Annotated in this window: 19 protein-coding genes and 1 other RNA gene; 6 read left to right on the forward strand and 14 right to left on the reverse strand. The window is 56.0% G+C overall.

Annotated elements, in window-relative coordinates:
- Window positions 1-79: 79 nt before the first annotated feature.
- On the reverse strand, window positions 80-1366 hold the full coding sequence (locus H4Q31_RS16270) for an ammonium transporter (protein WP_185180114.1): 1287 nt from the start codon (window positions 1364-1366) through the stop codon (window positions 80-82).
- Window positions 1367-1783: 417 nt separating this feature from the next.
- Between H4Q31_RS16270 and H4Q31_RS16275 the strand changes: the two genes are divergently transcribed.
- Together H4Q31_RS16275 and H4Q31_RS16280 are read left to right on the forward strand one after the other, a co-directional pair.
- Window positions 1784-2227, forward strand: a complete 444-nt coding sequence (locus H4Q31_RS16275) for a MerR family transcriptional regulator (RefSeq protein WP_185180135.1) — start codon at window positions 1784-1786, stop codon at window positions 2225-2227.
- Window positions 2228-2262: 35 nt separating this feature from the next.
- Window positions 2263-2952, forward strand: coding sequence for a zinc metallopeptidase (locus H4Q31_RS16280; protein ID WP_185180115.1), 690 nt, complete (start codon window positions 2263-2265; stop codon window positions 2950-2952).
- Between the two features lie 313 nt (window positions 2953-3265).
- Here H4Q31_RS16280 and gltC read toward each other — a convergent pair whose 3' ends face one another.
- Together gltC and H4Q31_RS16290 are read right to left on the reverse strand one after the other, a co-directional pair.
- Entirely contained in the window at window positions 3266-4168 is a 903-nt protein-coding gene (gene gltC / locus H4Q31_RS16285) for a glutamate biosynthesis transcriptional regulator GltC (protein ID WP_185180116.1), read from the reverse strand.
- Window positions 4169-4189: 21 nt separating this feature from the next.
- Window positions 4190-4777 (reverse strand): rhomboid family intramembrane serine protease, encoded by a 588-nt coding sequence (locus H4Q31_RS16290; protein ID WP_185180117.1) that lies wholly within the window; start codon window positions 4775-4777, stop codon window positions 4190-4192.
- Window positions 4778-4910: 133 nt separating this feature from the next.
- On the opposite strand from H4Q31_RS16290, the gene tpx reads away from it, so the two are divergent.
- Entirely contained in the window at window positions 4911-5429 is a 519-nt protein-coding gene (gene tpx, locus H4Q31_RS16295) for a thiol peroxidase (RefSeq protein WP_185180118.1), read from the forward strand.
- Between the two features lie 89 nt (window positions 5430-5518).
- Here tpx and H4Q31_RS16300 read toward each other — a convergent pair whose 3' ends face one another.
- From H4Q31_RS16300 to cshA, 4 genes are all read right to left on the reverse strand, one after another.
- A complete protein-coding gene (locus tag H4Q31_RS16300) occupies window positions 5519-5902 on the reverse strand; it encodes a DUF1499 domain-containing protein (RefSeq protein ID WP_185180119.1) in 384 nt (127 codons plus the stop codon).
- A gap of 80 nt (window positions 5903-5982) precedes the next feature.
- A non-coding RNA gene (gene ssrS / locus H4Q31_RS16305) (6S RNA) lies at window positions 5983-6164 on the reverse strand.
- Window positions 6165-6205: 41 nt separating this feature from the next.
- Window positions 6206-6997, reverse strand: a complete 792-nt coding sequence (locus H4Q31_RS16310; protein WP_185180120.1) for a YesL family protein — start codon at window positions 6995-6997, stop codon at window positions 6206-6208.
- Between the two features lie 34 nt (window positions 6998-7031).
- Entirely contained in the window at window positions 7032-8654 is a 1623-nt protein-coding gene (cshA, locus tag H4Q31_RS16315) for a degradosome RNA helicase CshA (protein WP_185180121.1), read from the reverse strand.
- A 273-nt stretch (window positions 8655-8927) separates the two neighbouring features.
- Here cshA and H4Q31_RS16320 point away from each other — a divergent pair, with 273 nt between their 5' ends.
- The gene (locus H4Q31_RS16320) at window positions 8928-9728 is read left to right on the forward strand and encodes a YitT family protein (RefSeq protein ID WP_245347317.1); all 801 of its coding nucleotides are present in this window, start codon (window positions 8928-8930) and stop codon (window positions 9726-9728) included.
- A 133-nt stretch (window positions 9729-9861) separates the two neighbouring features.
- The gene (locus tag H4Q31_RS16325; RefSeq protein ID WP_185180123.1) at window positions 9862-11058 is read left to right on the forward strand and encodes a putative glycoside hydrolase; all 1197 of its coding nucleotides are present in this window, start codon (window positions 9862-9864) and stop codon (window positions 11056-11058) included.
- A gap of 100 nt (window positions 11059-11158) precedes the next feature.
- On the opposite strand, the gene pfkA is transcribed toward H4Q31_RS16325, so the two are convergent.
- Entirely contained in the window at window positions 11159-12127 is a 969-nt protein-coding gene (pfkA, locus tag H4Q31_RS16330; protein ID WP_185180124.1) for a 6-phosphofructokinase, read from the reverse strand.
- A 35-nt stretch (window positions 12128-12162) separates the two neighbouring features.
- Complete coding sequence (locus tag H4Q31_RS16335; protein ID WP_376698262.1) at window positions 12163-13263, reverse strand: tetraprenyl-beta-curcumene synthase family protein; 1101 nt, start codon at window positions 13261-13263, stop codon at window positions 12163-12165.
- A 211-nt stretch (window positions 13264-13474) separates the two neighbouring features.
- Between H4Q31_RS16335 and H4Q31_RS16340 the strand changes: the two genes are divergently transcribed.
- Entirely contained in the window at window positions 13475-14635 is a 1161-nt protein-coding gene (locus H4Q31_RS16340; protein ID WP_185180125.1) for an MFS transporter, read from the forward strand.
- 105 nt (window positions 14636-14740) lie between these two features.
- On the opposite strand, the gene H4Q31_RS16345 is transcribed toward H4Q31_RS16340, so the two are convergent.
- The 5 genes from H4Q31_RS16345 to aspS all read right to left on the reverse strand — a co-directional run bounded on the left by H4Q31_RS16345 (window position 14741) and on the right by aspS (window position 21771).
- Window positions 14741-16081, reverse strand: coding sequence for a hemolysin family protein (locus H4Q31_RS16345; protein ID WP_185180126.1), 1341 nt, complete (start codon window positions 16079-16081; stop codon window positions 14741-14743).
- A 319-nt stretch (window positions 16082-16400) separates the two neighbouring features.
- Window positions 16401-17732, reverse strand: a complete 1332-nt coding sequence (locus H4Q31_RS16350) for a replication-associated recombination protein A (protein ID WP_185180127.1) — start codon at window positions 17730-17732, stop codon at window positions 16401-16403.
- 91 nt (window positions 17733-17823) lie between these two features.
- The gene (locus H4Q31_RS16355) at window positions 17824-18894 is read right to left on the reverse strand and encodes a CotH kinase family protein (protein ID WP_185180128.1); all 1071 of its coding nucleotides are present in this window, start codon (window positions 18892-18894) and stop codon (window positions 17824-17826) included.
- 195 nt (window positions 18895-19089) lie between these two features.
- Window positions 19090-19863, reverse strand: coding sequence for a tRNA threonylcarbamoyladenosine dehydratase (locus tag H4Q31_RS16360; protein ID WP_185180129.1), 774 nt, complete (start codon window positions 19861-19863; stop codon window positions 19090-19092).
- Window positions 19864-19956: 93 nt separating this feature from the next.
- Window positions 19957-21771 carry an aspartate--tRNA ligase gene (gene aspS / locus H4Q31_RS16365; RefSeq protein WP_185180130.1) on the reverse strand — a complete coding sequence of 605 codons (1815 nt, stop codon included), beginning with the start codon at window positions 21769-21771 and terminating at the stop codon, window positions 19957-19959.
- Window positions 21772-21782 lie beyond the last annotated feature (11 nt).

A 21782-nucleotide genomic window follows, 5' to 3' on the forward strand; every position in this document is an offset into this window, starting at 1 on the left:
GCTTATTCCCTCCTGTAAGGACGCCGGTAAACGTGACGCCGACAAGGTAACGTGCAATCTTAGATTCGTTCGTTAGAGATTAGAGCGCAGTCGTCGTATTCGACTTCTTCAGCGCTTCCGGGTAGCCGTAGCTGCCATGCTCGCTCAGGTCGAGACCGACAATCTCTTGCTCTTCCGTTACGCGCAGCCCCATGATTTGCTTAATGACCCACAGCACGATGAACGATGCCGCGAATGCGAATGCTCCGCAGACGACAACCGACAGGAATTGCACCCACAGCTGGTGTCCGCCGCCGCCGTAGAACAGGCCCGCTTGGCCGACGCCCACTTTCTCTGCCAGTTCAGGGGTTGCAAAGAATCCATTCGCCAAAGTTCCCCAAACTCCTGCCGCTCCGTGAACAGACAGAGCGGCGATCGGATCGTCCACACGGATCTTCTCGAAGAACAGTTGGCTGAAGAATACGAGCACACCTGCGATAAGACCTATCACAACAGCTGCCCAAGGCTCAACGTATGCGCAGGATGCGGTGATGGCAACCAGACCGGCCAGCGCGCCGTTCAGCGTAACGCCGATATCCGCTTTGCCTTTCACGAGCCAGGAGATCAACAGCGCGGCAACCGCACCGCCGGCAGCGCCCAATTGCGTCGTGAATGCGACGTAAGCGAAGAATCCGTCGCCGATCGTGAGCGCGCTGCCTGCGTTAAAGCCGAACCAGCCTACCCACAGCAACAGTACGGACAAGGAAGTGAATACTTGGTTATGTCCGAGAATCTCGTTGGCGGAGCCGTCTTTGTTGTACTTGCCGATCCGCGGCTTGAGCAGGATCGTTGCCGCGAAGGCAGCCATAGCGCCCGTCAAGTGTACGACGGTCGAACCGGCATAGTCCTGCGAGCCGTCTTCAGCCAGCCAGCCGCCGCCCCAGATCCAGTGTGCGATGACGGGATAGATCACCGAACCGAAGAACAGCGTGAAGATCAGGTACACCGACAGCTTGGCGCGTTCCGCGAAGCCGCCCCACGCGATCGACATCGACACAGCTGCGAACGCGAGCTGGAAGACGAAGAATACGCTGGAAGGATAAGCATCTCCTTCGGCCGCGGAGATCGAAGGATCGAAGAAGAAATTGCCAAGCCCGAGGATCTTGTTCAGTCCTTCGCCAGCGTCGCCGCCGAATGCGAATCCGTATCCGACCGCCCAGTAAACCAAGGAAATAAGTCCCACTGTGAAAATCGTCTTGCCGGCGACGTGACCCGCGTTCTTCATTCGGGTAGAGCCCGTCTCCAATAGAATAAAACCGCCTTGCATCAGTAGCACGAGTACGGCCGCGACCATAATCCATACCGCGTTAAGTCCCATCTCTACCATACAACCGACCACTCCCAACGTGTAATGTTTCATAACATTTTAAGAAAGCCTTAATGCCATTATAGTTAGATGTTCACGATTTGACAATATGATTTTTTCAGAAATCTTCGCAAACTTGGTCAGAAATCTAACATTAAGTGGGTTGATTTTGATTAATGTTAAGATTTCGGTCTCGAAATAGTCTTTATATGTAGATATCCGGGTAAATATCCCTACACAAGCTCATCCTGCTGTCTTATCGAAAGTTAACAACGAATTAGATGTCAGTTAATATGTCGCAATAAACTGAAACAGTCGGAAAATAGGGGCATTACAGGAAGCAACACGTTTGACTGTATGGTTGAAGATTGAGTATATTAGCATTAGGATGTCACAAGTTATAAAGGAAAGTAGGTGAGAGTTGTGCGTCAAGGATCGATGGAATCCCCGCGCAAGCTGTATCGAATCGGCGAGTTGGCCCGGCTCTCCGGCATCAGCCCCCGCACGATCGATTACTACACCGGTTTAGGCCTCCTCTCTCCGGTCAAGCGTTCAGAAGGCAATTATCGCCTGTATAATGATGAAACCTTGGAACGGATCCGCCGTATTGAACAATTGAAAGCTCAAAAATTTACGCTTGAAGAGATTAGGGAGAAATTCGCGGCAATCAATCGGGTAACGCCGGATGAACAGGTCACCCGCAAGCTGGCTGACCTGCACGATCATCTTACGCTGCTCGAACGCGAAGTGAAGGAATTGGAGCCTGCGCTCGATCAGCTTAAGCCGCAGCAAGCGAAGCGCCTATTCCGGGCGCTGACGCCGCAGACGGCGGCCTGCGTCGAAGCTCTGCTCCTTCTGCTTAACAAGAGCAACCTGATGTAGCCAGCGAACAAATCCGATACGGAGGGACAAAATCTATGTGGTGGTTTCACCCGGTCGATCTTCTAATCATACCCGCATTCCTGTTGTCGTTATGGGCGCAATTCCGAGTGAACGGGACATTCAACAAGTTCTCGGAGGTTCCGGCCGCCAGCGGCATGACCGGCTACGAGGCCGCTAGACGCATGCTTGACCACAACGGCTTGCACGACATTCCGATCGAGCCCGTACCCGGCAAGCTGTCCGACCACTACGATCCGATCCATCGGGTCGTCAGGCTGTCCGAGCCGGTCTATTATGAGAATTCGATCTCGGCCATCTCGGTTGCCTGTCACGAAGTCGGCCATGCCATTCAGCACAAGCAGAACTATCCGATGCTCGTGCTGAGACACCGGATGTTCCCGGTCGTCAACATCGCGTCCGGCATCGCGCCGTTCCTGCTCATCGCCGGCTTCCTGTTCCAGTTCGCCGGTCTGATCGGCCTAGGCATCGTGTTCTTCGCCGCTGTCGTCGCGTTCCAGCTCGTCACGCTGCCGGTAGAATTCAACGCCAGCAATCGCGCGCGCAAGATCATGGTTATGGAAGGCTTCATCACCCAGCAGGAAGGCAAAGGCGTAGGCAAAGTTCTGAACGCGGCCGCCTTGACTTACGTCGCTGCCGCACTAATCTCGCTGCTCGAACTGGTTAAATATGTGATGATCTTCACCAGCAGCAGCCGCGAAGAATAAGAAGGCTCATTCGCAAATTGTAAATACAATGCAGGGAATCCATATGCTCCCCATTCGGTCAACAGGTGAAAGAAAAACCTGTTTGCTGTAGGGGAGCATCTTCTTTGTCCAAAAATGAGCTGAAGAGGACGAGCAAATGCACGCAAATCGAAACGGCCACTGAGACATGTACTGCTTAAGCAATGAGGCGTACAATCGCGAGGTCCGGGCTGACTAAGCCTTCGTTATACATTTTGTTCATGTAGATAATCACGATACGTGCTTATATGATTTCATAAGAAAAAGCCCGAACCATCAAAGGTTCAGGCCGATTCTATCGCGAACGATACTCCTCCTGGAAGTAGTGGATCAGAAAGTCGTGGAACAGTCCGGCAACGGTTGACAGCTTCTCGCCCTTCCGGCGGATGAGCGCGATCGTCCGGGAGACGCCTGGCTCCTTCAACCGGACGACCGCCGGCATGAAGGAGCTCGTATGACTAAGCGCCATCTCCGGCAACAGGCTGACGCCCATTCCAGCCGCCACCAACCCGCGAATGGCATCGGTCTCTTCGCCTTCAAAGCCGATCTTCGGGATGAATCCTGCCGCCTTGCACGCGTCCCAGACGATCGGTCGCAAGGAATACCCATTGCTGAACAACACGAAAGTCTCGTCCTTCAGCTGTTGCAGATCGATCTCTTCTTCCCGCGCGAGCGGATGATTCATCGGAAGAATGGCGAACAGATTCTCCGTCAGCACAATCTCGCCGCATACGCGATCGTTCTTGTCCGGCAGCGGCGAGATGAATGCGAGATCTACCTCTGCATCGAGCACATCCCGGATGAGCGAGGCGAACATCCCTTGCTTAAAGCGGAATTTAACGTTCGGATGCTTCGCTCGAAACTCAGCGATGACTTGAGGGATCAGGTGAATGCCTAAGCTATGCGGGAATCCGAGACGAATCTCTCCGTGCTCCGGATCGAGAAACTCATGAATCTCGTTCACGGCCTGATCCAGATTGTCCAGAATGCTCTCCGCTCGCCGCAGGAACAATTGGCCGACCGGCGTTAGTTGCACATTACGCCCCCGCTGCATGAACAAGCGCACGCCGAGCTCTTCCTCCAGCCGATGGATTTGCCGGCTGACTGCCGATTGCGCCACATGCAGCTCCTCCGCCGCCTTGGTGACGTGCTGCATTCTCGCTACATGAACGAAATATTGCAATTGTCGAAGTTCCAACTCATCCCGACTCCTTCCAACTTATCGCCGCCTGAAGATCCCATATAGTACGAACCCTGCCGCCAGGCCGCCAATATGCGCCCAGTAGCCGATGTTCGGGAAGATAAAGGAGTAGATGAGCCCCGTCGCCAGAATACCGTAGACGGTCGTGCGCGAGCCCTGGTCAAGCCGCTCCCGCTCAAGTAGGCAGATGAACAAATAAGCGCCATATATGCCGTATATAGCTGTAGAAGCGCCGACAGCGTACCACGGTCCATTCGCCATCCAGACGGCGATCAGGTTGCCTAAGATGCCCGAGACGAGATAGAACAAGCCATACCGCAGATGACCGAAGATCCTCTCTAGCGGAGCCGCGAACACGAATAGGCCGAACAGGTTAAAAATCAAATGCGGCCAGCTGCCGTGCAGGAACAGCGCAGCAACATATCGCCATGCGCCAGCGGAGCCCTCCAAGTTGTTGATTGCTCCAAGCCGCATCAGATTATCGAAGGTGAAGCCGCCCCCGATCAGTTCCGCTGCGAACATGATGACGCATAGGATCATGATCGACGAATTGACCGGGTACAGCCTTATATACTGGCGCCAGCTCTCGTATCGGACGAACAGCATCGCCGGATTCCCCTTTCCACTGAAGAGCGTCACGCCTCAGCGTCACGCCTCGAATTTCCGAATATTGGACATGGCTATTCCAGCGGATTATAATAAATTCGGCAAGCCCATTCCTTAAAGGAGGTTATCCCTTATGAGCCAAGAACGCACAAATGTTGCTGCATTTAAAGGCAATCCCCTCACCCTGATCGGACCGGAGCTGAAGATCGGCGATCAAGCGCCGGACTTCCAACTGGCGAAGAGCCTGGTCGAGACCGCATCCTTGCAAGACTATGCAGGCAAAGTCAAGCTGATCAGCGTGGTGCCGTCCATCGACACCGGCGTCTGCGACGCCCAGACGCGCCGCTTCAACGAAGAAGCGTCCAAGCTTGGCGACGATGTCGTCGTCTTGACCGTCAGCGCGGATCTGCCGTTCGCGCAAGCCCGCTGGTGCGGAGCTGCCGGCGTTGACCGCGTCGTCATGCTCTCCGACTACAAAGACAATACCTTTGGTAAAGCATACGGCGTCCTGATCAAAGAGTTTCAACTCGACATGCGCTCGATCTTCGTGATCGATAAGAACGACAAGATCGCGTATATCGAAGTGCTTCCCGAGATGACTGAGCATCCGAATTACGAAGCGGCAGTCAATGCCGCCAAAGCGCTGCTGTAACTGAATCGAGATTCGGCATTTCGCGCCCTAATGCAACAAAAGCGAGGCAAGGCCAAGTGCCTTCCTCGCTTTCTTATGTTCTTCTTCAATTAAACTTTATAAGATGAGAGCTTCTTATCCAGTACCGAATAAATGTCCTGAATGACCCGGTAGTTAGCTCCCAGATCCCCGAGCGAACCCCGAGAAGCCGAATAAATATCGACTGCCGAAGATCCCGGTCCCGTCCCGACGATTTGAACGGTAATGTCCATCGTCCGGCCGGCCATCGATCGCTTCTCCATGACAATCTCGCCGATCGTCGGCACTTCATGAAGGACGCGATAGCCTTGCATCTTCTTCAAGATCGATGCTACTTCCTCAAATGCCCGATCTTTGGATAAGCGGTAATAATGGGATTTCAACTTCGGATCCTTCGCCTTGTCGCCCGTATGTTCCTGGCTGCGAAAAAGTCCGATGAGCATTCGCTTTAGCAATACACTCTCTCCCTCCGGGTGCCAAATGCGCCATATATTATCATACCACGCTTGTCCCGGCGATAAAAGCCATATTAAAGGAAAAACCCGCATATGCCGTTCGGCGTGCTCGTTTCTGAACCCGCTCTCGCAGGTGGGTGTCCGCAATCCGAGTTTTGACGTCCCCTTTCGAGGGCATGTCAGCCGTCCGATGATGTAGGACTCCCTTGGAAACAGCATTGGTTCAAAACATGGATCGCCTTAACGCACATCGCAGGAAGTAAGAACATTATAAGCACGCGCGGAGCAAAAGTAAACCCCTGGTCAAACGCTCCGATCGCTCTCTTCTTTATCTCTGGCTGCCGAATCATCAAGCTGAATCTCGTCTGCGCCTGCGTTCGCTTCCGCCTTGGCCTGCATCTTCTGGATCGTCTGGTAGAAATTAAAGAAGGCGATCAGTGCGATGACCGTGCCCGTGAAGAAGAAGAGCAGGAACATATTAAGCACTGCGAAGCTGATATAAATGGCGAAAGCGCTTAGAATTGCAGTCGACAGAGTACGAAGCGGCCGGCCGATCGTCAAGATGAGCGAATTCTTCATGATCTGCAGCGTCTTCATGTGGAAGTGCGCTAGCAGCGAGAAGAAGTGGAACAGCGAGACGATTAACAGAACGATGAAGGCAAGGAAGACGATGCCGAGCACGCCGAAGCCGCTAATATGCTTCGAGTACATCTGCATGTCTACTACCAGAATGGCGAACAAGACGGAATACACAATGCCGCCTAGCATAGCTTGAACGTAATTCTGCTTATAGTTTCGGAAGTAGGTTCGGAACAAAGGGACATCCGTCTCGCCCATGACCCACTTCCGGACGACCGAGAACATAGCCGAGGTCGCCGGAAACAGGGTGAAGGGGGACACGATGGCTAAGACAATGGAAGAGGAGACGAGCAAGCCCGTCGCCTCCGCCTCCGTCGCCGTATTGGAGCTAAGGTACATAAACACCACTAGCCATACCGGACAGGACAACAGAACCCAGAGAACATTCGTTACTGCCAAGCGCATGATCCATTCGGAGATCTTGTAGAAGCCGCCCATCATGCCCCGCATTTCCATGGGATTTCCTCCTCAACGACGCAGCTGATTAGTGTTAGATGTTGACGTAATCTTCGTTATGCGAACGAGTGCTGCGCTGGTCGTCGCGGCGTTCGCCGCGCGGCGCGCCGCCGCGGTAGCCGCCGTCATCGCGGCGATCGTTGCGATAGCCGCCTCCGCCGCTGCCGCCTTCGCGGTATGGCTTGCGATAGCCGCCTCCGCCATGGCCGCCTTGACCGCCGCGGTTGTAGCCGCCGCTGCTGCGTCCTTGGCCGCCGCCTTGGTAACCGCCGCGTCTCTGGCCATATCCCCCTCCGCTGCCGCCGCGACCGTCGAACTTCCGCTTCTTGGAGCGGATCGGATCCTCCGGCGTCAGCTCGACGTTCACGTCGTTCTTGTCGCCCGTGAGCAGCTTCATCGCTGCGGAGAGCAGCTGTACGGAATCGTATTGCTCAAGCAGCTGTGCCGCCACGAGCTTGAATTCGGACGTATTCTCTTCGCCGGAGACGACATCGATGATGCGGTCGGCGATGACGCGCTGCTTGCCTTCCATCGCTTCTGCCATCGTCGGCAGCGGCTTCCGGGAGATGCGGTGGCGAGTGACCTTCTCGATGAAGTGCAGGTGGTCGATCTCGCGAGGCGTGACGAACGTCCAAGAAGTGCCTTCCTTGCCTGCCCGGCCCGTACGGCCGATCCGGTGAACGTAGCTCTCCGGGTCTTGCGGCAAATCGAAGTTAATGACGTGCGTGACGCCGGAGATGTCCAAGCCGCGGGCTGCGACGTCGGTAGCGACCAGCACGTCGATGCTGCCGTCGCGGAATTTCCGCATGACGGCGTCACGCTGGTTCTGCGACAAGTCGCCATGCAAGCCGTCAGCTGCATAGCCGCGCTTCATGAGCGCTTCGGAGAGTTCCGCTACGCGGCGCTTCGTCCGGCCGAAGATGATGGCAAGCTCCGGCGGTTCCATATCCAGCAATCGGCACAGGCCGTCAAACTTCAATCGCTCTTGAACTTCGATGTAGAACTGCTGAATGTTCTTGTTCGTCGTTTGCGTCTTCGGGATCATGGAGATGTGTTCCGGGCTCTTCAGGAACTGCTGAGCCAGCTTCTGAATGTTCGGCGGCATCGTCGCCGAGAAGAGGAGCGTCTGGCGCTGTTCCGGCACTAAGCTTAGAATCGATTGGATATCATCCATGAAGCCCATGTCGAGCATTTCGTCCGCTTCATCGAGCACGACCGTCTGAACGTCGTCCAGGCGAATCGTCTTGCGGTTGATATGGTCAAGGAGACGACCAGGGGTACCGATAATGATTTGAGGCTTGCGGCGAAGGCCGCGGATTTGGCGTCCGATATCCTGTCCGCCGTAGATTGGCAAGGAGCGGAGCCCCTTCGTGCGGCCGAGCTTCTCGATCTCTTCAGCTACTTGAATAGCCAGCTCGCGGGTCGGCGTCATAATCAGGGTAACGATGCGGTCTTCAGACTTCTGGATCTTGCTCACCAGCGGTATGCCGAACGCAGCCGTCTTGCCCGTGCCGGTCTGAGCCTGCCCGATCATATCTTTACCGCTTAGAGCGACGGGGATCGCATGTTCTTGAATAGGGGTCGGTTCCTCATACCCCAGTTCTGTAATGGCTTGAAGAACGTCAGCCTCCAAACCGAATTGTGAGAATGTGCTCAAATTTTTTTCAAACTCCTTCTGTATTGGGCCTTCTATTGAACGGCTTCCAAAAAAATATACAGTACATTATAACACAGTTAGCTTTGGAAACTCCAGTCATGGCAAAATTGGGCTTCACAACGCTTATTTTCGATTCATTTCGTTGGCTATGCACGTCGGTATTGCGTTACTGGGGCAGGGCACGCTATTCTTATTGTTTGGATTATGTTGTACACGAAACGGAGGATCTTTCTCTTGAACAAATGGCTGTCCCTTATTCTCGGCACGCTGGTCATGGCGGCAGGCTCCGCGGTGATCGCTTGCGGCTTCCAATTACTTCTCATTCCTCTCGGGCTGCTCAGCGGAGGCGTCTCCGGCGTAGCCATGGTAATCGGCTATATAACCGACTGGAACATCGGCTGGCTTTATTTTGCCCTGAACATCCCGATTCTTATTTGGGGTTTGAAGGTACTTGGCCGGCGCTTTATCTACTACAGTCTCGTCTCCGTCGCATGCACCTCTGTGTTCATGCAATTGATTCCAGTCTCGAGCGTGACGGACGAACCGCTCCTTGCAGCCGCATTCGGAGGCGTGCTGGTCGGCACGGGAACAGCTGTCATGCTGCGGTACGGTGGCTCATCCGGCGGATTCGACATTGTGGCATCCATCATATCACGTTACCGGGATTTGCCTGTAGGCATTCTCATCTTCATCCTGAATGCGGCCGTCGTCGTATCCTTGATCTTCTACAACCAAGATTGGGATGCCGCTCTCTATTCTATGCTGTCGATCTTCGTGACGGGAAGAGTGATCGACGCCGTTCATACGCCGCACCGCAAGGTGACCGCCTTCATCGTGACGAATGAGACGGATGAGCTTGCCTCCCGACTGCTTCAAATCCCTCGCGGCGTGACGATTGTCAAGACGAGAGGAGCTTTCACCCGTACAGAGAAGGACATGTTAATGACCGTCACCACAAGGTACGAGCTGGCTGAGCTTCGCAGGCTGATACGAGAGCTCGATCCGAAAGCGTTCGTCAATGTCGTCGAGACGGTTGACGTGATTGGCGAATTCCGAGGCCGGCGCAACCGCTAAATATCGGGCTTATACGCTATTAGTCCCCCTGCAATGTTCTCCATTGTTCCGCAAATTCCTACAAAATACCCCTGTCTCCCCATAAGAAACTCGTTTATAATCGGGACAAATAGCTTATGGGGAGAGTCGTCCGATGAACGTCCTGCTTACTTTATTCCTGTTGCTTCACACTTCCATGTCCGGAAGCGGAACGGAGAATCAAACCGCCGACGCCAAAGTCTCCGCCTTCCAGCAGATCGTTCATGCGATTGAGAGCGGGGCCAGCCCCGGACAGACAGCCGAGCTTCCGGCCGAAGGCTCAGCCTCGGAAGGAGCATCCGGCAAGTCCGATCCGCAGCCGGATGCTCCTGAAGTCAAAGGCATATACGTAACAGCATACAGCGCAGGCGGTTCGAGAATGTCAACGCTTCTCGATCTGGTCGATAAGACCGAGCTGAATGCCATGGTCATCGACATTAAGGACGACAGCGGTTATATCACGTACAAGACCGATAATCCGAACCTGCAGAAGATGGGAACCCCTCAACCGTTCATCAAGGACATTGACAAGCTGATGAGCACGCTGCAAGAGCATGAAGTTTATCCAATCGCACGCATTGTCGTCTTCAAGGACACCGTGCTGGCGAAGAAGCACCCCGAGCTGTCTTACGTCCAGAAGGACGGATCGATCTGGAAGAACGGCAACGGCGACGCCTTCGTCAATCCTTACCGCAAGGAAGTGTGGGATTACAACGTCGAGATCGCGAAGGAAGCAGCCAAACACGGATTCAAGGAGATCCAGTTCGACTATGTCCGCTTCCCTGAAGGCTTCGAGAAGAAGGCCGATTCGCTGCAATTTTCCAAGAACGACGAGACGCGGGTTGATATCGTCGCCGACTTCGTCAAATATGCCCGCGAGCAGCTCGAGCCGCTCGGCGTCCGCGTCTCGGTCGATATTTTCGGCTATGCGGCTTCAGTTCCGGCGGCAGAAGGCATCGGCCAGGACTTCGTCAAGATCTCCGATTCGGTCAACGTCATCAGCCCGATGATCTACCCAAGCCATTACAGCACCGGATGGTTTAAGCAGAAGGACCCCGACCTCGCCCCATACGAGACGATCAAAGGCGCGATGGAGGATACGCACGAGAAGCTGTCAGAGCTCGGCGGCCAGCAGCCGATCGTTCGCCCTTGGATTCAAGATTTCACGGCAAGCTGGCTCGGTAAAGGCCATTATATGAAATACGGGGCAGCCGAGGTCTCTGCTCAGATTAAAGCGCTGAACGATTCAGGAGTGACGGAGTTCCTGCTCTGGAACGCAAGCAACAAATACTCAGCTGGCGCGAAATATTGATGACTCTCCCAAGAAGTGTCGCGTTGATTCTCACATGCAAAAGAGTGCCGGTCGCCCCGTTCGGGCGGCCGGCACTTCTGTTATTCGCGGGCGGTCGCGGTTATTGCGCCAAACGAATCGCCAAATTGTATAAGTTCATATCGAAGGGCTTCTTCGTGGTGACCACTTGTTCGATGTCCGTCGTGACGAGCTCGCCTTTGACGATACCGCAGGCTTTAGCCGAATCGCCTTCAATCAGCTTCTCCACGGCGAAGTCGCCGAGACGGCTCGCGAGAATCCGGTCGTTGTGCGTCGGCGTTCCGCCGCGCTGAATGTGCCCAAGAACCGTCGTGCGAGGCTCGATGCCGCTGTACTCATGCACCTGGCGGGCGATATCGTCGCCTTTGCCGGCTCCTTCCGCCACGATAATAATACTGTGGCGCTTGCCGTTCTGGAAGTTCTCCTTCATACGCCCAGAGATCTCCCGTATGTCGAACGGCACTTCCGGCACCAATATCGATTCAGCGCCGCTAGCCAATCCCGCGTACAAGGCGATGTCGCCGCAATGCCGGCCCATGACCTCGACAATCGAAGAACGCTCGTGAGAAGTCATCGTATCGCGCAGCTTGTTGATCGCGTCCACGACGATGCTGACTGCCGTATCGAAGCCGATGGTGAAGTCGGTGAACGGGATATCATTGTCGATCGTGCCCGGAAGCCCCATCGTCTTGATGCCAAGCTTGCTCAGCTTGTTGGCTCCTTGGTAAGATCCGTCGCCTCCGATAACAACCAGCCCGTCGATGCCCTTATTGCGAAGCACCTCAGCGCCGCGCTGCTGGCCTTCCGGCGTCAGGAACTCCTTGCAGCGGGCTGTCTGCAGCACCGTGCCTCCGCGCTGGATAATATCGCCGACGCTGCGCAGATCCATCTGGCGCAGGTCTTCGTTCAGAAGGCCCTGATATCCTCGTTGAACCCCATAAACTTCAATTCCCCGGTACAACGCGCTGCGCACGACGGCGCGAACAGCGGCGTTCATCCCCTGAGAATCTCCTCCGCTGGTCAATACGGCAATCTTGTTCACTGCGCTCATAGACTGCTACTCCCTTCAACTGTCTCGAGTTGTCGTTACATCGCCTTGCGGATCCAATGGCTGTTAATCCAGAAAAAGACGCGGGTCCAAGGGCTGCCCTTCATAAGCAGCCTTGCGGTTCGGCGCACGTTCTGTTGGCCGCGCACCTTCGGGTCGGACAGGTACAACGCGATCAGCCCTTCGACGATCATCCGGTGGAACCGGGAGAAAGGAAGACGGTCCGCCGATTGCCTCGCGGCTTGCACCATGCGCAGCAGACGTCCGTCCAGCTCGCGTTGGTCGGCGTAATAGCTGCAGAAGTTCAGATCGCCGCCGATCCGGTCCTCTTCCTGGTCGATTAAGTAATCAAGCAGGATGTGCAGACCGTTGATCGAAGGAAAGTACGCCTGCCGGATGAACGGCCCGTTCGCAGGATCCAGCTTCTCATCGCTCGCTGCCAGAAACAGCATGAACATACCGAGCGTTGATCCCGTCGCCGCGGCGAATTCATTCCACTTCAGCTCGGGATACTGGGCTGAATACGGACCCCACCATTCCAGCAGCATCGGCTCGCGAAGACTCTTGTCGATGTGCTTGTAGACCTGAAGGTCCACATATAGCGACACCAGATGGCGAACTTCGGCCTGAACAAGGCCATATGACGGCAGCTTCTCCGCGCAGGACTGACAGCGCCTAACTAAGGCATGCAAGTAACCGCCGTCGTTCTGTTCGCTTCGCAGCTCATAATAATTGGAGAGCGGCTCTCCCGGCGTAACGGCGTCCAGCATGCTGCGGTGCAGCAGCCTGAAATCTTCCGAATCCAGCGAAGTGCTGCGGTCGCACAGGTTGTCCAAATAGTCGCTGATCGTCTGAAGCGCAACGATGAGCGGAATAAGTACGTCCTTGCGCTCCAGATTGGCCGCCGCATAGACCGCTCCTCCCTGGCAATGGAATTCCTTCGCCGTCATGCTGTCGATCGCTTGCTTCCGGAGTTCGGGATCGGGAATCGCCTCCGCCAGCTTCCGCCAGCCGTTCAGCTCATGCCGAACCGCAGGCAGAATATGCCGGTATACTCGGGTCATCAAGGCGACAGGCCCTCTCGGCGATCGGCCTGCCAGCAATACATTGCTGCTCAATACGGTACCTCCAGCTGCCATGCAAGACTCATGCGTCCTTCAAGGGCTCTTTCTCCAAATTATGGGCCAACAATCTCATTCTCCCATGCCAAACCTATGTTCCATACGTCATCCTCTAATTTATCATTTCACCCTAGCTAAATCCAGTGATAAAGTGTTGAAAACTGCTCCCCGACGCCGCCATACCTGCTATAATACTCGGGTAAGCCTTGAGGATGAGAGGATGGACAGCATGAACGGAACTTCGGTCAAATCCGGTCAACTCGCGGTGCTAAGAAGCCTGCATTTTATGAACTATGCAACGATGGTGCTCGTCGTCACTTTCTTCCCCTTATATTTCGACGATTTGGGATTCACGAAGCTCCAGATCGGGACCATCTACTCGATCGGCCCGCTGCTCTCGATCTTCTCGAACCTGCTGGCAGGCATCGCAGCCGATAAGTCCAAAGCGCTCCGGCGTGTACTGAACTTAATCTTCCTGGGGCAGATCATCGCGCTTGCGATCCTGCTGCCGCAGAAGGAATTCACCGTCGTCGCCGTGCTCATGGGCGTCTTCTACTTCTTCCAGACGCCGGTCAATTCGATGATGGACAGCTTGACGCTGCTGGCTGCCAACCGAATGAACCGGTCCTTCCCTTCGATCCGGATGTTCGGATCGCTCGGCTACGCGGTCAGTGCGATCGCCTTCGGCTTCATCTTGAAGGCCATCGGATCGGAATGGACAATGTGGTTCGGTCTCGGAACCGTCCTCTGCTCGCTTGTTCTGTCGCTCCTGCTTCAGAACTTCCAAGCTTCTCTCTCCAAGTTCAGCTTCGGCAACTTATGGCTGATTCTGAAGCGCCGGGAGACGTTCTTCTTCTTCTGCCTGGTGGCGCTCGTGTCCGTCGCCCACCGGATGAACGAGGGCTTCCTGACGATCGCCATGCGCGAATCGGGCGCCAGCAGCTCCATGATCGGAGCGGCTTCGCTTGCTTCCTCCGTCAGCGAGATTCCGATGTTCTTCCTGCTCGCCAAGTTCGGGCACAAGTTCCGCGAATTGCCGCTGCTCGCGTTCGCGAGCATCATGTACATGGTAAGACTCTATCTGCTGAGCGTCACGCACGAGCCGATCGCCTTCGTCTTCCTGCAGATGATGCACTGTGTGACGTTCGGGATTTATTACATTACGGCGTTGCGTTATCTGCAATCCGTCGTACCCGATGAATTCCGCTCATCCGGCCAAGCTTTGTTCGGCATGGTGTGGACGGGGCTGGCCGGACTTATTGCCGGCACGCTGGGCGGTTGGCTGTCCGATGTCTATGGTCTTAGCCTGATCTTCAGGCTCGGTTCGGGGTTCGCGCTGACCGCCGCTGCAGGATTCCTGCTCGTTCACTTCAGAAGGCCCGCAGGTTAACGGCGAACAGACGAATGCCAATGCGCAACACAAAGAAGCAGGCCATACGGCCTGCTTCTTTGTTTACCAGCGTTTCTTATATTTAGATTTAGGCAATAAATTCCTTCAGCCGGTCTCCGCTTGCGGCGGCTCCCATTCGGTCGCTTCGTTCAGTATCACTTTAATCCGCGAGATGCGCAGATTATCGGTCTCTTCGATCTCGAAGCGGAACCCTTCTTCGACATCGACCGCCTGGTGCTTCTTCGGCGGAATCTCGATCTGCGAATACATCCAGCCGCCGATCGTATCGTAATCGTCCGTCGGAATGTCGAGACCGAAGTAGCTGTTCACCTCTTCGATCAGCATCATCCCGCTGATGGAGTAGGACAGATCGTCCTTCTTCTCCAGCTCCGGCCGCTCTTCGTCAAATTCGTCCTGAATCTCGCCGACGATCTCTTCCATGATGTCTTCAAGCGTCACCAAGCCCGAAGTGCCGCCGTATTCGTCGATCAGAATCGCGATCTGCGATTTGTTCTTCTGCATCAGCTTAAGGAGCGAGCTGATCGCCATGCTCTCCGGCACAGATAGAAGCGGACGAATCAGCTTGCGCAGATCCGGAGCGGCATCATCCGAAGCTTGAAGCAAATCTCGAATATGAACGAATCCAATGATATTGTCCTTGTCGCCGTCGCACACCGGGTATCGGGTATGCATCTCGGTCAGCACGATCGTCCTGTTCCTCTCGAACGGCTGGTTGGCGTACAGAACGACCATCTCGGTCCGCGGAATCATAATCTCGTGCGCGTTCGTCTCGGCGAAGTCGAAGATGTTATCGACCAGCGTCAGTTCGGTATTATCGATTAAGCCGCTCTTGTGGCTTTCCTTCATCAGAATTCGGATCTCTTCCTCGGTATGAGCCGACGCGATGGCGTCCGCGGGCTGAATGCCGGCCATTCTCAGAATACCGTTCGCCGTTCCGTTCAGGAGCCAGATGAAGGGACTCATAACCTTGCGGAAGAAGACGAGCGGAGCGGCCGCCCACAACGTAACCGGCTCGGCTTGGCGAATCGCCAGCGTCTTCGGAGCCAGCTCGCCGAGTACGATATGCAGGACCGTAATGGCCGAGAAGCCGACAATGAACGACAACGGGTGAATCCAGCTCTCCGCGAAGCCAAGATCATGAAAGAGGGGTCCGAGCACGCTCGCGATCGTCGGTTCGCCGATCCAGCCAAGTCCTAGCGATGCCAGCGTTATACCCAGTTGGCATGCGGACAGATAAGCGTCCAAGTGGCTTGTTAGACGCGAAGCGAGCTTCGCCCGCTTGTTGCCTTCCTGCACGAGCGCGTCGATGCGGGTGCCCCGCACCTTCACCATAGCAAATTCTACAGATACGAAGAATCCATTCAGGAAAACCAATAAAAAGATCAAGACCAAGTCTACCGCTAGCGGAAACGGGTCACTATCCAAATGTTCCCTATCCTCCGATTAGAGGGATAGGTGCACCTCCCTTATGTTGAAAAAGATAAAAATCTGGAAATTCATTCACGTCTATACTTTATTCTAGCTTAGTCGAAGACACGGCTCAGCGTCAAACGCCGATTCACCCCGTAAACGGTCGCCGCGCCTGCGTCCATCCATGCGAACTGGATTCCCGTGCCGATTTTCCTTCCGGAATCGGCCGATATTCGCCCTGAACAGCCGAGAAGGAGGATTGCGATCTTCAGGGTTGGTCTATCTGTCAAAAAAGCGGAGCCCCTCGAGGCCCCGCTCTTCGCATCGAACTTGATTATGTTCTTGGCTTCCGCTGCGCGCCCTGCCTTCGCCGCAGCTCTTGATTGTGGCGCACCTTATCCTCCATGCCCTGATCGGACGCCTCGTAGAATACGCGGCCCGCGATCGCGTCGGGCAAGTATTGCTGATCCACGTAATGCCCCGGATAATCGTGGGGATACAGATAACCGACATGGCCGAGCTTCTTAGCGCCGCTGTAGTGGCCGTCTCTTAAATGCAGCGGCACCTCAGCCGACCTCAGCGAGTCGAACGAGTCCATGATCTTGCCGATCGTCACGGCGACCGCGTTCGACTTCGGGCTCTCCACGGCGAACAGAATCGCCTGTGCAACGATATACTTCGCCTCCGGCCAGCCGATCCGATGGTAGGCCTCCATCGCGCTGACGGCTTGTACCATCGCCTGCGGGTTCGCCATGCCGATGTCCTCGCTGCAGGCGACCGTCAGCCTGCGCAGGAACACCATCGGATCCATGCCCAGCTTCTCCACCGCATACAGGAACCAGAACAGCGCGGCGTCGCTGGAGCCTCGCACGCTCTTGTGGAATGCGGATAGCACGTCGTACTGGGTGGACTCGTCCGCTTGGACGGTCGGCTGGCGAATGGATTCCTCCGCGATCTCCAACGTCAGATGGACGGAGCCATCCGGCTCCGATGGCGTCGTGACGGCCGCGAGCTCCAATGCCGTGAGCGCGCGGCGGATATCGCCGTTCGCCATCGACGCTATATGCTCCAGCGCTTCTTCGTCGGCGTTCAGCTTCATGAAGCCGAGTCCCTTGACCGGATCGGCGATCGCCCGTCGCATTGCGAGCAGCGAATGCTCCTTCGTCAGCGCCTGCAGCCGGAACAGCGTGGAGCGCGACAGCAGAGCCCCGTTCACCGAGTGGTACGGGTTCTCCGTCGTCGCGCCGATGAAGATGATAATCCCCTTCTCGACCGCCGGCAGAAGCGCATCCTGTCTCGCGCTGTTGAATCGATGAACCTCGTCTAGGAACAGGATGGTTTTGCGTCCGTACATATTCTTGTTGCTCTCTGCTTGTTCGATCACTTCGCGAACATCCTTCACCGATGCGTCAACCGCATTCAGCCGAACGAAATCCCCTTCCGTTCGCTTCGATATAATATGGGCGAGCGTCGTCTTGCCCGATCCCGGAGGGCCGAACAGCAGAATAGACGTCACTGCGTCGCCTTCAATGGCGCGGCGCAGCAGCTTGCCCGGCCCGATGATATGCTCCTGTCCGATATACTCGTCCAGCGTCTCCGGCCGCATACGGTCGGCGAGCAGCCTGGAACGCGGTTCCGATTCCGCCCGGAAGCTAAATAAATCCATGCAAGTCCCGCCTTTCTATTCTTCCATCATAGCAGAATGCTCGGCGATTCGGAAGAATAGGCAGGAACAAGCGTTCTTGCCCCCATTGCCGTTAATTAGACGGGATCATCTTCCGGAGATCGGATGAGACAATGGCTCTGCGCTCCCGAATATACTGCCGAATGACTGATGCTTCGTTCAAGAACTCTTCGTACGACCATTTCCTTGTCCGATCAAGCCGAATATAGGGGGCTACGCTTGCCATCATCGCTTTGGCATCGGGCATAATCCTATGCTCCGTGAACGGACCCTTGAGCGCAGAGGCTAGAATATCGCCATAGCGGCGCCGAAGCGCCTTATGTTCAAGCAGCTTGGCGGTCAGAACATTATAGCCCGTTACCTCCACCAGTCTGCTGGACACGCTCTGCCCGTAACAATTGCGTCCCCACGTCCCTTCATAATCCCACGGGATAATGCGGAACTTGCCTGACTTGCGATGCCTATACAAGGCGTAGTTCTGCTCGAACCCGTCATAATTGCCTGTCAGAACAGCGCCGGCGAGCCAGCGCAAATAATTGTCTACATCGAGCCTCGCCCGATAGAATGCCATTCCTTTAGAGCCGCCGTCTGGACTGTTAATCCCTCTGATAAAGGAAGCTAGCCTCGCTCTCTCTTCTTCGCCGCCTGCCTTGTGCTCGTAACCGGCCAATAACGAAGGCTTCAGCCGGTTCGTCTCCGGATTCCTTAAGCCGAAGTCGGCATTATTGTTCACCGCGTAGAAAAGCGAAGTAAAGCCGATTCCTCTACGGCGGAAAAATCGGCGGTCGACGCCTTCTATCTCCAAATAAACGCCTAGCGGCTCCCCGTTCAATACTAATCGAACGTGCTTAGTTCGGGGACTCGGAACGCCAAGTTGTTCAAGGAAGCGAAAGGACAACGCGTTGCGAATCAGGGATGGATCGTCGAACTCCGCGTTGTAATGGAACGTCTGCCCCTGCCGCACCACTTCATACGAACGCTTCGGATATTCTCGTGTATGGCCGCCGCGGTACCGGACTGATACCGGAACGAATTGGCCGTTCGCATTCATCAAGGCGCGGACGTAGCGTTCGTTCCACAAGTTCCGCTCCATCTCCAGCAACTGTTCAACCCCTATATGCAGCTCGCGCACCGCCAATGGCATGATGTCTCCGCCTTTCTCGGGCAGGGCTAATGTTCCAGTATAAGGTATGAACGCCCTCCTCTGGCGGCAACGGCATTCGTCTAGACGGCTCTAGGACAGATAAGGCTCAATTAATCAAAAAAAAGGAGCCAAGCTCGGATGACTTGCATCCGGCTTAACTCCTTCTGACGCGAGGCAGACTGTCCCCTCGTCACCCTATTCCTTCTTCCCGGAGCGTTCCTTCATGCCCATCTCGAGCAGCTCCCGGAACACGACGCCGACCATGATCAGCCCCGCCACCGGCGGCACGAACGCATTGCTCGCGGGCGGCTGCTGCGCCTTGCGGATCTCCTTCGGCGCACTCTCCGGCACAATCTGCTGCGTGATATCCTCGCGCGGCTTGATCGGCTCTTCCTTCGAGAAGACAACCTTGACGCCCTTCTTGATGCCTTCCTTGCGCAGCTTCTGCCGAATGACGCGCGCGATCGGATCGACGCTCGTCTTGGAGATGTCCGCTACCTCGAAGCGCGCCGGGTCCAGCTTGTTGGCCGCGCCCATGCTCGAGATGATCGGGATCTTCCGATTCAGGCATTGCTTGATCAGATGGATCTTGTACGAGACCGTATCGGACGCGTCGATCACGTAATCGAGCGGATACTTGAACAGCTCCTCGTGCGTCTCCTCCGTATAGAACATCCGCAGTGCGATCACGTCGCATTCCGGATTAATGAGCTTGATCCGGTCGCGCATCAGATCGGCCTTCGGCTGGCCGACGGTCGTCGTCAGCGCATGAATCTGGCGGTTAATATTCGTAATATCGACGACGTCCTTGTCGATGAGAATCAGCCGGCCGACACCGGAACGGGCCAGCGCCTCGGCTGCGATCGAGCCGACGCCGCCGATGCCGAGCACGGCGACGGTACTGTTCTTCAGAATCTCCAGCCCTTCCGGGCCAATCGACAGCTCCGTTCGCGAAAACTGGTGCAGCATAAAGTCAGTTCCACTCCTTCTAACAGGATAAGACAACCGCCGCGCCTAGAGTCTAGCCGTAGACACGGCGTCCGATCCTCTCGCTCTCCGAGCTTAGGCTTGGCCGGCAGGCGCTTCTTCCGGCGTCTTCGCCTTGGCGGCGATCGCCTTAGCCGACAGTCGAATATGCAGATCCTCGAGCTGGCGATCGGCGACATCCGACGGAGCGTCGGTGAGCAGATCGGTCGCGCTCGCCGTCTTCGGGAACGCGATCGTCTCCCGCAGGTTCGTGCGTCCGGTCAGCAGCATGACGAGACGATCCAGACCGAACGCGATGCCGCCGTGCGGAGGCGTGCCGTATTCGAAGGCGTCGAGGAAGAAGCCGAACTTCTCCTTCGCTTCTTCCGGCGTGAAGCCAAGAGCGGCGAACATCTTCTCCTGCACGTCGCGGCGATAGATCCGCATCGAGCCGCCGCCGACTTCATAGCCGTTCAGCACGATATCGTACGCTTGCGCGCGGATCGCACCCGGATCGGTATCGAACAGCGGCAGGTCCTCGTCGCGCGGACGGGTGAACGGATGGTGCTCGGCTACCCAGCGCTTCTCGTTCTCGTCCCAGCCGAGCAGCGGGAAGTCGACGACCCATAGGAATTTGTACTGGCTGTTGTCGATCAGGCCGAGCTCGCGTCCAACCTTCAGGCGCAGGTTGCCCATGACGTCGGCAGCTGTCTTCAGCTTGTCGGCGGAGAACATGAGCAGGTCGCCTTCCTCGACGTTCAGCTGCTTCGTCAGCGCCTCGATCTCCTCCGGCTTGAAGAACTTGACGATCGGGCCGCGCCATTCGCCTTCCTTCACCGTGATCCAGGCGATGCCCTTGCCGCCGTAACGCGCGGCGAACGGCGCCAGGTCGTCGAGCTCCTTGCGGCTCCAGCTTGCGCAGCCCTTGGCGTTCAGCGCCTTGATCACGCCGCCGGAAGCGGCGATCGAAGCGAACACCTTAACGTCGCTGTTACGGACAATGTCGGTGACGTCTTCGATCTCGAGACCGAAGCGAAGGTCCGGCTTGTCGGAGCCGTATTTGTGAATAGCGTCATGATACGTCAGACGCTGGAACGGTGTTGGAATCTCCACGCCGATCGTCTCGCGGAACAGACGGGCCATCAGATTCTCCATCATGGTGAGCAATTGCTCTTGGGACAGGAACGACGTCTCGATGTCCACCTGCGTGAATTCCGGCTGACGGTCCGCGCGCAGATCCTCGTCGCGGAAGCAGCGAGCCACTTGATAATAGCGCTCCAGGCCGCCGATCATGAGCAGCTGCTTGAACAGCTGCGGCGATTGCGGGAGGGCGAAGAATTCGCCCGGATGCACGCGGCTCGGCACCAGATAGTCGCGAGCGCCCTCCGGCGTGCTCTTGGTCAGAATCGGCGTCTCGACGTCGATAAATCCGTTCTCGTCGAGGAAGTCGCGGAACACCTTGGTCGTCTTCGAACGAAGCAGAAGCGTCTTCTGCATCTCCGGGCGGCGCAGATCGAGGTAACGGTATTTCAAACGAATCGTCTCATCCACTTCGACGCCGTCCTCGATCGGGAATGGCGGCGTCTTGGCGCTGTTCACGATCTCGACGTCCGTGACGCGAACTTCGATGGCGCCGGTCGGAATGTTCGGGTTGAACGTCTCGGGATCGCGCTCGACGACTTTGCCTTGGATGGCAAGCACATACTCGTTGCGCGCCCGGCTGCCGATGTCTAGCGCCTGCTTGGAGATCTCCGGGTTGAAGACGATCTGGACGATGCCTGTCCGGTCGCGCAGGTCAATGAAGAGAAGGCCGCCGAAGTCGCGCCAGCCTTGCACCCAGCCGTTCAAGACAACCGTCTCGCCCACATTCTGTTTGGTTAACGTACCGCAATCGTGATTTTTAAGCATCATGGTGGATACTC

It is taken from the genome of Cohnella lubricantis (genome assembly GCF_014212015.1).
GTDB lineage: Bacteria > Bacillota > Bacilli > Paenibacillales > Paenibacillaceae > Cohnella > Cohnella lubricantis.

What these genes read in the sequence shown, in the direction of transcription:
- H4Q31_RS16310 (WP_185180120.1), bottom strand. Translation starts at nt 6,997, where the DNA reads ATGGAAATGCGGGGCATGATGGGCGGCTTCTACAAGATCTCCGAATGG.
- tpx (WP_185180118.1), top strand. Translation starts at nt 4,911, where the DNA reads ATGAGCCAAGAACGCACAAATGTTGCTGCATTTAAAGGCAATCCCCTC.
- H4Q31_RS16320 (WP_245347317.1), top strand. Translation starts at nt 8,928, where the DNA reads ATGGCGGCAGGCTCCGCGGTGATCGCTTGCGGCTTCCAATTACTTCTC.
- H4Q31_RS16335 (WP_376698262.1), bottom strand. Translation starts at nt 13,263, where the DNA reads ATGGCAGCTGGAGGTACCGTATTGAGCAGCAATGTATTGCTGGCAGGC.
- H4Q31_RS16275 (WP_185180135.1), top strand. Translation starts at nt 1,784, where the DNA reads ATGGAATCCCCGCGCAAGCTGTATCGAATCGGCGAGTTGGCCCGGCTC.
- aspS (WP_185180130.1), bottom strand. Translation starts at nt 21,771, where the DNA reads ATGATGCTTAAAAATCACGATTGCGGTACGTTAACCAAACAGAATGTG.
- H4Q31_RS16290 (WP_185180117.1), bottom strand. Translation starts at nt 4,777, where the DNA reads ATGCTGTTCGTCCGATACGAGAGCTGGCGCCAGTATATAAGGCTGTAC.
- H4Q31_RS16325 (WP_185180123.1), top strand. Translation starts at nt 9,862, where the DNA reads ATGAACGTCCTGCTTACTTTATTCCTGTTGCTTCACACTTCCATGTCC.
- H4Q31_RS16355 (WP_185180128.1), bottom strand. Translation starts at nt 18,894, where the DNA reads ATGCCATTGGCGGTGCGCGAGCTGCATATAGGGGTTGAACAGTTGCTG.
- H4Q31_RS16270 (WP_185180114.1), bottom strand. Translation starts at nt 1,366, where the DNA reads ATGGTAGAGATGGGACTTAACGCGGTATGGATTATGGTCGCGGCCGTA.
- H4Q31_RS16350 (WP_185180127.1), bottom strand. Translation starts at nt 17,732, where the DNA reads ATGGATTTATTTAGCTTCCGGGCGGAATCGGAACCGCGTTCCAGGCTG.
- H4Q31_RS16280 (WP_185180115.1), top strand. Translation starts at nt 2,263, where the DNA reads ATGTGGTGGTTTCACCCGGTCGATCTTCTAATCATACCCGCATTCCTG.
- H4Q31_RS16360 (WP_185180129.1), bottom strand. Translation starts at nt 19,863, where the DNA reads ATGCTGCACCAGTTTTCGCGAACGGAGCTGTCGATTGGCCCGGAAGGG.
- pfkA (WP_185180124.1), bottom strand. Translation starts at nt 12,127, where the DNA reads ATGAGCGCAGTGAACAAGATTGCCGTATTGACCAGCGGAGGAGATTCT.
- H4Q31_RS16340 (WP_185180125.1), top strand. Translation starts at nt 13,475, where the DNA reads ATGAACGGAACTTCGGTCAAATCCGGTCAACTCGCGGTGCTAAGAAGC.